This is a genomic window from Promicromonospora sp. Marseille-Q5078, assembly GCF_050315395.1.
Taxonomy (GTDB): domain Bacteria; phylum Actinomycetota; class Actinomycetes; order Actinomycetales; family Cellulomonadaceae; genus Isoptericola.
The window spans coordinates 1,670,358-1,683,077 of record NZ_JBNPQG010000001.1 but is presented as its reverse complement, the minus strand read 5'-3'; the positions used below and the strand labels follow the sequence as shown (position 1 = coordinate 1,683,077).

Here is a 12,720-nt window from a genome sequence, read left to right as displayed (position 1 = left end):
GCCGAGCCTAGTGGCCGTCGCCCGCCGTGCCCTCCGCAGGGGCCGCGGCGTCGGCGGCACGCCGCAGCCCGCCCAGGATCCCGGCCGCGGTGAGCGACCCGACGACGCTCCCCGCGTCGTCGGTCACGGGCACCCGCCCCTGGGACGACGTCGGCAGCGCGGCGACGGCCTCGAAGGCCTCGGCCAGGGTGGCGCCGAGCGGCACCGGGGCCGGCGCGGGCTGCACGACGAGGTCCGCGTCCTCCAGGTCGTCGCGCCGCACCTCGGCGAGCGCCAGCATGCGCTGGTGCGCGCCGGCGCCGACGAAGTCGCGCACGCGGTCGGTCGCGGGGTGCGCGAGGACGGTCAGGGGCGAGGCGACCTGCTCGAGGTGCCCCCCGCGCGAGAGCACGGCCACGCGGTCGCCGAGGCGCACGGCCTCGTCGACGTCGTGCGTGACCAGCACGACCGTCGACCCCACCTCCGCCAGGATCCGCGCGACCTGGTTCTGCAGGTCCCGCCGGCGCTCGGGGTCGACGGCGCCGAACGGCTCGTCCATGAGCAGCACCGGCGGGTCGGTGGCGAGCGCCCGGGCCACCCCGACGCGCTGCCGCTCCCCGCCCGAGAGCTGGTGCGGGTACCGGCGGCCGTACTGCTCCGCGGGCAGGCCGACGAGGTCGAGCACCTCGGCCGCCCGGTCGCGCACGCGCTTCGCGTCCCAGCCGAGCAGCCGGGGCACGGTGGCGACGTTGGCGGCCACCGTGCGGTGCGGCAGCAGGCCGACGTCCTGGATCACGTAGCCCGTGCGGCGGCGCAGCGCCACCGCGTCCACGTGCGTGACGTCCTCGCCGTCGACCAGCACGCGACCCGAGCTGAGCTCGACGAGGCGGTTGATCATCCGCAGGGTGGTCGACTTGCCGCAGCCCGACGGCCCGACGAGCGCGAGCACCTCGCCGGGCTCCACGGTGAGGCTCAGGCCCTCGACCGCGACGGTGCCGTCCGGGTAGGCCTTGCGGACGGCGTCGAGCTCGATGCCGGTGGACAACCGGGCGGGCCTCGAGGTGGACGGGGCGACGGGCGGCGCGGCGGACATGGCTGCGAGGCTATCCAGCCGCTCCGACACGCCGGCCCGCGGCGCGCCGGTGCGGCACCCGCCCGCGCGTCGGAGGCGCCCGCTACCGTCGGGCCCATGCTCAGCACCGTCAGCACCGCTGCGGACAACCCGTGGTTCTCCTGGTCGTACGTGACGGCGAACGCCGACGTCCTGTGGGCGCGGACCACCGAGCACGCGCTGCTCACGATCGAGGCGGTCGCCATCGCCGCGCTGGTCGCCGTCCCGCTCGGACTGCTCGCGTCGCGGGTCCGCTGGCTCGCCGCCCCGCTGCTGGGCACGGCCGCGATCGTGTACACGATCCCGTCGCTGGCGCTCTTCGCGATCCTCGCGCCGATCATGGGGATCGGCCGCCAGCCCGTGCTCCTCGGCCTCGTGCTGTACGCGCTGCTCGTCATCCTGCGGAACACGATCACCGGCCTCGACGGCGTCGACCCGGCCGCGGTCGACGCCGCCCGGGGCGTGGGGCACGGGCCCCTGCAGGTGCTGGCGCGGGTGCGGCTGCCGAACGCGCTGCCGAGCATCATGGCCGGGCTCCGGCTGGCCACCGTCACGACGGTCGCGCTGGTCACGGTGGGGGTCGTGGTCGGCTACGGCGGGCTGGGCCAGCTGATGTTCCAGGGCTTCCGCAACAACTTCTACCGCGCGGAGATCATGACGGCGACGATCGCCTGCGTCCTGCTCGCCCTCGTCCTCGACCTCGTGCTGTGGGCCGCCGGACGGGCGCTCACGCCGTGGCTGCGCGGGAGGTCCGCATGAGCGCCCCGGCCGCGAGCGCCGACTCCACGGGGGTCGTGGAGCAGGCCGTCGCCTACCTCAACGACCCCCTGAGCTGGACCGGCCCCGGGGGCATCCTCGAGCTGGGCCGGGAGCACCTGGTGCTCACCGCCTCGGCGGTGCTCATCGCCATGGTGATCGGCCTGCCGGTCGGGGCGTGGCTCGGCCACGGCCGGCGCGGCGGCGGCGTGACCGTGTGGCTCACCAACGCCAGCCGCGCCGTCCCCACCCTCGGCATCATCCTGCTGCTGGCGACCGCTGGGCTGTTCGGCGACGGCGCCACGGTGGTGGCCGCCGCCGTCTTCGCCCTCCCGGTGCTGCTCGTCAACACGTACGAGGGCGTGCGCGGGGCGGACCCCTCGGCGCGCGACGCCGCGATCGGCCTCGGGATGCCCGGCCACCAGGTCCTCACCCGCGTGGAGCTCCCCCTGGCCACGGCCCTCGTGGCCGCGGGCGTGCGCACCGCCGTCGTGCAGGTCAGCGCCACCGTCCCGCTCGCCGCGCTCGCGGGCGGCGGCGGCCTCGGGCAGATCATCGCGCTCGGCATGGGCACGCAGCGGTACGGGCAGGTGCTCGCCGGCGGCGTCCTCGTCGCGCTCCTGGCCCTCGTGCTCGACGGCGTGTTCGCCGTCGTGCAACGCCTCGTGACCCCCGCACCGCTGCGCGCCGCCGCCCGGCGGTGAGCGGGTCCCGCCCGAGAGATCGGACAAACCGGTTGCCCCGCCGGGACCCTCGCGGTCGAATGGGGCGGTCCCCCCTTCTCTTCTCACCCGGTACCGGCCCGACCACCGCCGGCCCCACCCACGGACGGAGCGCACGATGACCTCCCACCGCACGACCACCCTGCGACGCACGACGGCCGCCCTTGCCGCCGTCGTCGGTGCGACCGGCCTGCTCGCCGCCTGCGGCGAGCCGGGCTCGGGAGGGGGCGGCGGATCGTCGTCCGCCTCCGCCTCGGGCGACGCCGCCGCGACCTGCGAGGCCGTCCCCGGCGACGAGCTCGTGGTCCTCGAGGACGACAAGAAGCTGCAGACCGTCGACAACATCATCCCTGCGGTCAACGCCGACCTCGCCTCCCAGGCGCCCGACCTGATCCCGCTGCTCGACACCGTGTCCGCGGCGCTCGACACGGACACCCTGATCAGCCTCAACAAGGCGGTCGACATCGACCGCAAGACGTCCGAGGACGTCGCCGCGCAGTTCGTCGAGGACGCCGGCCTCGCCTCCGACGACACCTCGGCGGGCGAAGGCGTGACGGTCGCGATCGGCGCGGCCGACTTCGCCGAGAGTGCCACGCTCGGCAACATCTACGCGGACGTGCTCCAGAGCGCGGGCTACGACGCCTCGGTCACCACGATCGGCAACCGCGAGACGTACCTGCCCGCCCTGCTGAAGGGCGACCAGGTGCAGATGGTGCCCGAGTACACGGGCACCCTCACCGAGTTCCTCAACAAGGACCTCAACGGTGCGGACGCCGAGCCGCTCGCGAGCGGCGACCTGGACTCGACCGTGAGCGCGCTGACCGACCTCGGCAAGCAGGCCGGCCTGGCGTTCGGCACCCCGTCGCCGGCGCAGGACCAGAACGCGTTCGCCGTCACGACGGCGTTCGCCGCCGAGCACGACCTCACCACGCTGAGCGACCTGTCCGCCGCCTGCGGCGGCCTCGTGCTCGGCGCCGGGCCGGAGTGCACGGAGCGCCCGTTCTGCCAGCCGGGCCTCGAGGACACCTACGGCCTGACGTTCTCCGAGTTCCGGTCGCTGGACGCCGGCGGCCCGCTGACCAAGGCGGCGCTGCAGAAGGGCGAGATCACCCTCGGCCTGGTGTTCAGCTCCGACGGCTCGCTGTCGACCTCGGCGGGCTGACTTCCCGCGAGATAGAGAGGCTCCTCGCCGAGATAGAGAGGGCGGACCGTGTGTGCCACGGCCCGCCCTCTCTATCTCGGCGAGGAGCCTCTCTATCTCGCGTACTAGTGCTTGGCGACCGCCTTCTCGGCGCCGGCACCGGTGAGCGACCGGACCTCCATCTCGGCGAACTTCTCCGGGTGCGGCTTCTCCTTGGACAGGAACGTGCCGACGACGCCGAGCACGAAGCCCAGCGGGATCGACACGAGGCCCGGGTTCGTCAGGGGGAAGACCGCGAAGTCCGCGCCCGGGAACATCGCCTTCTCGTCGCCCGACACGGTGGGCGAGAGCACGATGAGCACGATGCACGAGACGAGCCCGCCGTAGATGCTCCACAGCGCGCCCGACGTGTTGAACCGCTTCCAGAACAGCGAGAACAGGATCGTCGGCAGGTTGGCGGACGCGGCCACCGCGAACGCGAGCGCCACGAGGAACGCGACGTTCTGGTTCTGGGCGAAGATGCCGCCCACGATGGCGATGATCCCGATCACGACCACGGTCCAGCGCGCGATCCGCACCTCGGAGTCGGGCTTGACCTCGCCCTTCTTGATGACGTTGGCGTAGATGTCGTGCGAGAAGCTCGCCGCCGCGGTGATGGTCAGGCCGGCCACGACCGCGAGGATCGTGGCGAACGCGACGGCCGAGATCAGGCCGAGCAGGATCTCGCCGCCCAGGGCGAACGCGAGCAGCGGCGCGGCCGAGTTCACGCCGCCCGGCGCGTTCTCGATCGCCTCCGGCCCCACGAGGGCCCCGGCCCCGTAGCCGAGCACCAGGGTGAACAGGTAGAAGATGCCGATCAGCCAGATCGCCCAGACCACCGAGCGCCGGGCCTCCTTGGCCGTGGGCACGGTATAGAAGCGCATGAGCACGTGCGGCAGGCCCGCCGTGCCGAGCACGAGGGCCAGCGCCAGGGACAGGAAGCTCAGCTTCGAGGTGGCGTCCGCGCCGTACTGCTTGCCCGGCTCGAGCAGCGACTCCCCGCCGGGCCCGGCGGCCTCGACGGCACCGCCGAGCAGGTCGGAGAGGTTGAATCCGAACTGGGCCAGCACCCAGACGGTCATGATGGCCGCCCCCACGATGAGCAGCACCGCCTTGATGATCTGCACCCAGGTGGTGCCCTTCATGCCCCCCACCAGGACGTAGAGGATCATCAGCGCGCCGACGACGGCGATGACGAGGCTCTGCCCGGCCCTGCTGTCGACGCCGAGGAGCAGCGCGACGAGGCCGCCCGCCCCCGCCATCTGGGCGAGCAGGTAGAAGAAGACCACGAGCAGGGTCGCGAGGGCGGCCGCCATCCGCACCGGGCGCTGGCGCAGCCGGAAGGAGAGCACGTCGGCCATCGTGAACTTGCCGGTGTTGCGCAGCAGCTCCGCCACGAGGAGCAGCGCCACGAGCCAGGCGACGAGGAACCCGATCGAGTAGAGGAAGCCGTCGTAGCCGTTGAGCGCGATGGCACCGCAGATGCCGAGGAAGGACGCGGCGGACAGGTAGTCGCCCGCGATCGCGGTGCCGTTCTGCGGCCCGGTGAAGTTGCGCCCGCCGGCGTAGAAGTCGGCGGCGGACTTGTTCTGCCGCGAGGCGCGGAAGACGATGACGAGGGTCACGAGGACGAACGCGGCGAAGATGCCGATGTTCACCCAAGGGTTGCCGATGTCGGTGCCGGTCTCGCTCACAGCTCGCCCTCCTCGATCTCACGGCGCAGCGCGTCGGCCCGCGCGTCGAACTTCCGGTTCGCCCAGCGGGCGTAGAGCATCGTGATGACGAACGTGGAGACGAACTGGCCGAGCCCGAACAGCAGGCCGACCGTGATGTTGCTGTCGCCCAGCCGGGTGCTCATGAAGTCGTGGGCGTAGTTGGCGAGCAGGACGTAGACGAAGTACCAGACGAGGAACAGCGCCGTCATGGGGAAGACGAAGTTCCGGAAGGCGCGTCGCAGCCCCTGGAACTCGTCCGACCGCTGCACCCTCTGGTACTCGGTCTCCCCCGGTGGTGACTCCGCGGTGGACAGGTCACTCATGATGCCTCCGTTGGCTCATGCGGGCGCCGGGGCCACGCTGCCCCGGTCGATAACGTTTCGCGAGGCCACCCTGCTAGAGGCGGAGGGTGTGGCGCAAGCCACTCTCCGGGCGCGTCCCCAGGTCAGCGACCGACGGGCTCAGGCGCGCACGTACTCCAGGTCCGTCACGACCCGCCCGGCGGCGGACCCCTTCTTCTCGAAGCTCGTCAGCACGCGGCCCTCGAACCGCGGGGCGCGAACCCCGCGCCCGTGCGCGTTGCGGAAGTCGTCGCTGGCCTCGAGGACGTCGATCATCTGGTCGGCGTAGTGCAGCCAGTCCGTCGCGAGCCGCCACACGCCGCCGGGCCGCAGCACCCGCGCGGCGAGCTCGGCGAACGCCGGGGTGACGAGGCGCCGCTTCTGGTGGCGCGACTTGTGCCACGGGTCGGGGAAGAAGACCCACAGCTCGTCCACCGACGCCTCCGGCAGCGCCGTGGCCAGCAGCTCCGCCGCGTCCGCCTGCACCAGCCGCAGGTTGTCGAGCTCGTTGCCGGGGGCTCCCCCGGCGACGCCGGGGTCGGCCCCGGCGTGCCCGGCCCGCACGATGGTCTGCGCCAGGCCGGGGGTGTACACCTCGACGGCCAGGTGGTCGCGCTCGGGGTGCCCGGCCGCGGCGGACACGATCGCCTCGCCCTGCCCCGACCCGATCTCCACCACGAGCGGCGCCGTGCGGCCGAAGGCCTGCGCGGGGTCGAACCGCCAGGAGGGCTCGACGGACGTCACGGTCAGGTCGCGGGGCACGTCCACCAGGTAGCGGTCGCGGCGGGTGTCCCACGCCTTGTGCTGCGCGGCCGTGAGGCGTGCGCTGCGCCGCACGAAGCTGACGGGCTGTCGGCGGTACAGCGGGTCGACGGCGTCAGGGTTCTGCTCGGAGGTCACGGGATCGGGCACGGGTCCAAGGGTAAGCGGCGCCGCGGGTCCCCCTCGGACCGTCAGCCGCTGAGCTGCACGAGGGCGAGCAGCGCCGCGCCGTACGCCCCGGCCGGCTCCGCGTCGGCGAAGCTCCGCCGCTCGCCGAGCAGTTCGACGTCGACCTCGTACCCCTCCCCCGTGCGCCGGAGGCCGACGAACGTGGTGCGCAGCAGGTCGCGCAGCTGGTCCTCGCGCGGCAGCCAGAGAGCGTCCTCGATCGCGACGGAGTCGAGCGCCCACTCCGTCGTGCCGTTGAACCCCAGGATGGTGCCGGTGGGGAACTCGTGGGCCTGGATCGTCATCGTGCTGACCGTGAAGACGTCCGCGGACAGCTCGGGCGCGTCGATGCGGAACCGGTCGCCGTCGGCGGGGCGCCAGACCAGCCCCGCGTCGCGCAGCCGGGCCGCGAGCTCGGTGGAGATCATCGCCTCATCCTCCGCCCCGTCGCGGCCCGGCGCGCGCCGGGGTCGCCCCTCGGGACGGGTCAACCCCGTCAGCCCAGCCCCAGCACCCGCTGCACGAACCAGAACAGCCCGACCGCAGCGACGCCCGCGGCGACGACCGCGGTGACCCACCGCGCCGCGCCCGGCGCACGGCGCCGCAGCAGCACGAGCAGGGGGAACACCACCGCGATGATCCCGAGCTGCACCACCTCGATGCCGACGTTGAAGACGAGCAGCGACCCGAGCAGCCCCCACGACCACGGCTCGTCGAGCCCCAGCGCGCCGGCGAACCCGAGCCCGTGCACCAGGCCGAAGGCGAACACGACCGCGAGGCGCGCCACGTCCGCCCGCGACAGGTCGAACCACGACCGGCGCGGCTCGGCCACGACGTCGAGCGCGAGCGCCGCGCCCGGCCGCGCCGTCCAGAGGTGCCCCGCGGCGACGGCCGCGATCGAGAGCGCGATGACCGGCTCCACCACGGCCCCGGGCGCGCTCACGGCGCCCGTCGCCGCCAGGAGGAAGGTCACCGAGTGCGCCACCGTGAACGACGTCGCCACCAGCACGACGTCGCGCAGCCGGCGCGAGCCGACGATCAGCGCCAGCAGGAAGAGCACGTGGTCGGGGCCGAGCAGCAGGTGCTCGGCCCCCAGCACGAAGAACTCGCCCAGCCGGTGCCAGGTGCGGTGCTCGCCGGTCGTGACCGTCGGGTCCGCCGGCGTGAGGACGGCCGACCCCTCCTCCTCGTCGAGGTCGTACGTGACCATCGTCTCCGTGGAGTGCACGAAGGACTCCGTGTCGGGGAAGAGCGCGCTGAACAGCGTGTGCGCCGAGTCCGGGCCGCCGGGGCAGGCGTAGTCGAGCGCGACGGTCGCGTACGGCGTGCCGCCGCGGTCGCCCGCGGTCGGGTCGGCCGCGAGCGCCGGCGTGCAGAGGTCGTCGCCGGCGGCCACCTGGAACCGTTCGATGACGTAGGCCGCGACCTCGTCGGCGTGCTCCGCGAGCTGCGCGTCCTGCGCCTTGTCACCGCGGGCGTCGTAGGCCTCGGCCGTGAGCCAGGCGGACTTCATGAGCAGGTCGTACTCGAGGTCCAGCTCCACGTGCACGTCCGCGCCGCCGGCCGCGGTGACCTGCGCGTACGCGTCGGTGGTGGCGTCGTGGGCGGCGGCGGGCACGGCCGTCGCGACGCCGAGGAGGCCGACGACGCCGGTGCCGAGCGCGGCGAGGGACGCCAGGACGGCGCCGCGACGCGACGCCGTCCTGGTGGGTGTGCGTGTCACGACCGGTGCCCCCCGGGGACCTGGGACCCGGGCACCGTCTCGGTGCCCTTCGGCCACGGCCGCCCGGCGCGGGTGGTGAAGAGCGCCGGGTCGGCGGCGGTGACGCCACCGCCGCGCGTGCTGGCCGTGACGACCCACGCGTACTGCGTGTCCCGCCGCAGGTGGTCCCACCGCACGGACGCGACCTCGCCGGAGGTCACCGCCCGCGTGCCGATGACGCGGGTGGGCGCGTACACGGCCAGCGAGTCCGTGCTGAACGACGTCGTGCGCGAGGTGAGGTCCACCGGCAGCACCATGGTGTCGGCGGTGGAGTCGTACCGGGCGTCCGGGTCCCACTCGTCGGCCCCGAAGTCGTCGAGGAACGGCGAGTAGGTGTCCACGCTCATCTCGGCGCGGTCGACGTCGAACTGCAGCAGGCGGAAGTACGAGGCCCCGAACCGCAGCCGCTCGGCCGGGTCGTAGCCGCCGATCGTGCCCAGGCCCACGCGCCCGGCCGGCACGGTGAACGCCTGGTAGTCCGCGAGCAGCTCCACGACGCCGTCGGCGATCTGCCCGACCTTCGGCTTCACGTTCGTCGTGACGCCGTGCACGTGGCCGGCGAGCACGAGGAACACGTTGTCGTTCGGCTCGACCACGTACGTGTACAGCGGCGAGCCGTCCGGCGTGGCGAAGCCCGCGTTGCGGCCGTCCTTCTGCGTGCTGGCCGCGAGGTACGCGTGCGTCATGAGGATGCCGTTGCGGTCGGGGTACCGCTCGAAGATCCCGTCCGCCCACTCGGCCTCCTCGCGGGTGACGCCGTAGCCCATGCCGACCGCGACGAAGTCGAGCCCGCCCGCGGAGAACAGCACGTAGTGGTTGGAGTTGTCGCCGTCGCGCCAGGAGCCGTACTCGGCGTTCTCCCAGGACTCGGCCGCGGCCTCGTACCGGTCGGGGCCGAAGTACTCGTTGTACTTCTCCTGCCCGCCCGCGGCCCCCGACCAGTTGTCGTGGTTGCCGGCCACGGCGGAGTTGGGGATGCCGTCGATCTTCGCCTGCTGCCGCGAGGACACCTCGAACTCGCCGGTCACCTCCTCCTTCATGGCGTCGTCCCGGGGCTCGCGGATGTTGTTCTCGATGAGGTCGCCGGTGTGCGAGACGAACGCGATCTTGCGCTCGTCGGCGTTCTCGGCGATCCAGTCGACCACCCCGGCGTACGCGGACTCCCAGACGGCCCGCTCCTCGGCGGTCTCCTGCTCGACGGCGCCCTCGGACAGGTACTGCGTGTCCGTCATGTGCGCGATGGAGAAGTCGTAGTCCGCCGGGTCGGCGAAGCCCTCCCCGCCCGCGTCGAGGTCGTCCGCGAACGGGTCCGTGGCGGCCACCATGACGTGCACGACGCCGCGGTCCCGGTGCCCGGGGCCCGCGGTCGCGACCAGGACGGTGTCGCCCTCGGCCGCGCCGCGCGACGACGCGAGCGGGTCCCACGCCTTCGCGCGGACGTCCCAGACCAGCAGGGAGATCTCGCGCGCCGGGTCGGCGGTGCCGCTCCAGCGCACCACCGGGTGCTCCTCGCGGGACCGCACGCGGACGTCGAAGCGCTGGAACGACACGGCGTCGGCCTCTGGCGCGGCCAGCTCCTTCCCGTCGCCGGCGGCCAGCCCCTTCGCGGAGACCTTCGTCGTGCCGCGCGGGTCCAGCTCGGTGGGCACGGCGTCGGCCGTGCCCTGGCGCACCTCGCCGGGGAGCAGCACGTCGGCCTGCGCGAACGTCGCGGTGACCTTGCCGCCGTCGGGCCCGGCCACCCGCGCCGACAGCGTCACCGGGTCCTCGACGTCCGTCGTCCCGGTGGCGGGCGCGAGGTCGGCCGGGGCGTCGGGGACGCCGGCGCTGGTGAAGGCGATCTCCCGCGTGGCCGTGTTGCCGAGCGAGTCGGCGGTCGCCACCTCGAGGGTGTGCCGGCCGGCGGTGAGGCCGGGGCCGACGTCGTCGCCGAGCTCGACGGCCTCGCCGTCGAGCGTCACCGCCGGGTCGCCGACCACGCCGTGCGCGTCGGCGAGCTCCACCGCGAGGGGCACGGCGCCGGTGATCCGCGCGCCGTCGGCGGGCGTGGACGCCGCGACCCGCGGCGCCGTGTTGTCCGTCTCCAGGACCCGGGTGGCGGCCTGGCCGGTGGCCGAGACGGCCGCGAGCTCGTGCTCGCCGTCCTCGAGGTCGGCGGTGTCGACGTCGGCGCGCAGGCCGCGTGCGGGGGCGTCGACGAGGAAGTGCAGGTCGACCTGCCGGAACGAGTTGAGGTTCGAGCCGCAGGTGCCGTCGCCCAGCGCGTACGACGCGGCGGCGTTCTGCTGCTGCGCAGTGCCGGCCGCCGGGGTGAGCACGACGTCGGAGACCGTGAAGTCGTCCAGGTTGCAGTCGTTCTCGAACGTGCCGGTCACGATGTCGACCTGGTTCCAGCCGGGCAGGAGCCACTCGTCCGGGAACGTGATCACCCCGCGTCCGCCGACGATCGTCTGGTCGATCCGGCGCTCGACGCCGTTGATCCGCAGGGCGTTGCTCGCCGACCCGTCGAGCGAGTTGGAACCGACGACGAACGACACCGTGGCCTCGCCGTGGCCCAGTGCCGGGAACGAGGTCTCACCGGCCGCGTCGAGGGTCCAGGTGAGCTCCACCTCCGGCAGCGCGGTGCTGCTGGAGCCGCAGCTGCCGTCGCCCATCGCGTACGCCGCCTGCAGGTCCGCCGGGGGCGTGACGGTGCCGTCGGCCACGCTCAGCGCCAGGCCCGAGGCGGAGAAGTCGTCGAGGTTGGCCCCGCACGACGAGGAGACGTCGCCCGCGACCAGCGCGATCGAGTTCTCCCCGGGGTGCAGCAGGCGGTTCGGCACGCCCACCTCGACCCGCTCGGAGACGAGGTCGCGCCCACCCTCCCCGCGGAGGTCGAGCCGCGTGCCGTTGACGAGCAGGTGGTTCTGGTAGCGCGTCTCGATCGAGTTGGTACCGACGTCGAACGAGAACACCGACACGCCGTCGCCGAGCGTCGCCGGACCGGCGGCGGGCTCGCCGTCGACGGTGAGCGACGCGGTGCCACCGTCGCCGTCCGCGGGCGCGGCCGCGGTCACCGTCTGCGTGCCGCGGGTCAGCGTCCCGTCCTCCGGGGTCACGACGGGCGCCCCCGCGGGCGCGTTGTTGACCCGCACCGTGTGCGTGGCCGTGGCGCCGGAGCGCGTGGTGGCGACGACCGAGTGCGCGCCGTTGGCGAGCGCGGTGGTGTCGACGTCGGCGGCCAGGCCGGTCGTGGCGCCCGGGACGCTCTCGACCTCGAACGTGACGGTCGCCTCCTTGACGTAGGAGGTGTTGCTGCCGCAGGAGCCGTCGCCCATCGAGTACCCGAACGAGTTCCCGGCGTCGCCGGCGGTCTCGCCCAGGAGCTCGAGCTGCAGCTCGGAGAGCACGAAGTCGTCGAAGTTCATGCCGCAGGACGAGTCCAGCCCGCCCGCGTGGATCTCGACGGTGTTGGTGCCCTGCACGAGCCACTCGTTCGGCACGGGCACCTCGACCCGCTCCGACACCCAGGTGCGCTCCTGGTCGACCCGGTGGCCGTTGACCACCAGGAAGTTGCCGAACCGCGCGTCGGCGGAGTTGCTGCCGACGTCGAACGTGAGGGCGGAGGTGCCCGCCGTCGTCGCGAGGCCGGGCAGGTCGGCGCCGTCCACCGTGATCCGCCCGACCGGGTCGCCCCCCGTCGTCGGGGCGGCCGCGAACGTCACGCTGCCCGTGAGGTGGGCGCCGTCCGCGGGCGCGAGCGTGGGCGCGGAGCCGGGCCTGCCGGGCTTGCCTGGCCTGCCCGGCTTCGTGTCGCCCTTCGTGCCGGACTCCGTGCCGGCCGTCGTGTCGGGGCCCTGGTCGGTCCAGCCGGGGAAGCCCGGGAACCGGCCGTCGTCCGAGGCGTCCGTCGCGTCCGTCGCGGGCGACGGGCTCGCGGGCGGGGTCGAGGGCTGCGCCGCCGCCGGCGCGAGGCCGGCGGTAGGGATCGCCAGCGACGCCGCCACGACGCACGCGGCGACGGTCGACGCGCGCAGGCGTCCTGAGGGTTTCGGCCGCATCAGCGTGCCGTCCTTCCTGTCGTCGATGAAGGGAAGGGCGCTCCCGCAGGCAGCCCGGGCTCACCCGGGACCACACGCTGGCGACACCGGGTGAACGCTGCGGTGCCCGCGAGGGACGGCAGGGAGAACACTGGACGGCCACTGGACGTGGCGTCCCAGATCGTGGGACGGCACGACGAAGCCC

10 protein-coding genes are annotated in these 12,720 nt (G+C 73.7%); 3 read left to right on the top strand and 7 right to left on the bottom strand.

Annotated features, from left to right (window positions below; all coding sequences use genetic code 11):
• Window positions 1-7: 7 nt before the first annotated feature.
• Window positions 8-1,072: an ABC transporter ATP-binding protein gene (locus tag ACQFYA_RS07785; RefSeq protein WP_499122755.1), complete on the bottom strand. Its 1,065-nt coding sequence runs from the start codon at window positions 1,070-1,072 to the stop codon at window positions 8-10.
• Between the two features lie 96 nt (window positions 1,073-1,168).
• On the opposite strand from ACQFYA_RS07785, the gene ACQFYA_RS07780 reads away from it, so the two are divergent.
• The 3 genes from ACQFYA_RS07780 to ACQFYA_RS07770 all read left to right on the top strand — a co-directional run bounded on the left by ACQFYA_RS07780 (window position 1,169) and on the right by ACQFYA_RS07770 (window position 3,730).
• Window positions 1,169-1,849: an ABC transporter permease gene (locus tag ACQFYA_RS07780; protein WP_499122753.1), complete on the top strand. Its 681-nt coding sequence runs from the start codon at window positions 1,169-1,171 to the stop codon at window positions 1,847-1,849.
• Window positions 1,846-2,550, top strand: a complete 705-nt coding sequence (locus ACQFYA_RS07775) for an ABC transporter permease (RefSeq protein WP_499122751.1) — start codon at window positions 1,846-1,848, stop codon at window positions 2,548-2,550. Before ACQFYA_RS07780 ends, ACQFYA_RS07775 begins: the two co-directional genes overlap by 4 nt.
• Before the next feature lie 136 nt (window positions 2,551-2,686).
• A complete protein-coding gene (locus ACQFYA_RS07770; RefSeq protein ID WP_499122749.1) occupies window positions 2,687-3,730 on the top strand; it encodes a glycine betaine ABC transporter substrate-binding protein in 1,044 nt (347 codons plus the stop codon).
• Window positions 3,731-3,834: 104 nt separating this feature from the next.
• Here the strand turns inward: ACQFYA_RS07770 and ACQFYA_RS07765 are convergent, their stop codons facing one another.
• The 6 genes from ACQFYA_RS07765 to ACQFYA_RS07740 form a co-directional block, all read right to left on the bottom strand.
• Window positions 3,835-5,442 (bottom strand): monocarboxylic acid transporter, encoded by a 1,608-nt coding sequence (locus ACQFYA_RS07765; RefSeq protein WP_499122747.1) that lies wholly within the window; start codon window positions 5,440-5,442, stop codon window positions 3,835-3,837.
• Entirely contained in the window at window positions 5,439-5,786 is a 348-nt protein-coding gene (locus ACQFYA_RS07760) for a DUF485 domain-containing protein (RefSeq protein WP_499122745.1), read from the bottom strand. The genes ACQFYA_RS07765 and ACQFYA_RS07760 overlap by 4 nt, the downstream gene beginning before the upstream one ends.
• Window positions 5,787-5,924: 138 nt before the next feature.
• Window positions 5,925-6,716 carry a tRNA (guanosine(46)-N7)-methyltransferase TrmB gene (trmB, locus tag ACQFYA_RS07755; protein WP_499122744.1) on the bottom strand — a complete coding sequence of 264 codons (792 nt, stop codon included), beginning with the start codon at window positions 6,714-6,716 and terminating at the stop codon, window positions 5,925-5,927.
• Between the two features lie 41 nt (window positions 6,717-6,757).
• Window positions 6,758-7,162 (bottom strand): pilus assembly protein CpaE, encoded by a 405-nt coding sequence (locus ACQFYA_RS07750; RefSeq protein ID WP_499122743.1) that lies wholly within the window; start codon window positions 7,160-7,162, stop codon window positions 6,758-6,760.
• Between the two features lie 68 nt (window positions 7,163-7,230).
• A complete protein-coding gene (locus ACQFYA_RS07745) occupies window positions 7,231-8,457 on the bottom strand; it encodes a HupE/UreJ family protein (RefSeq protein WP_499122741.1) in 1,227 nt (408 codons plus the stop codon).
• Window positions 8,454-12,536, bottom strand: coding sequence for a metallophosphoesterase (locus ACQFYA_RS07740; RefSeq protein ID WP_499122738.1), 4,083 nt, complete (start codon window positions 12,534-12,536; stop codon window positions 8,454-8,456). Before ACQFYA_RS07740 ends, ACQFYA_RS07745 begins: the two co-directional genes overlap by 4 nt.
• Window positions 12,537-12,720 lie beyond the last annotated feature (184 nt).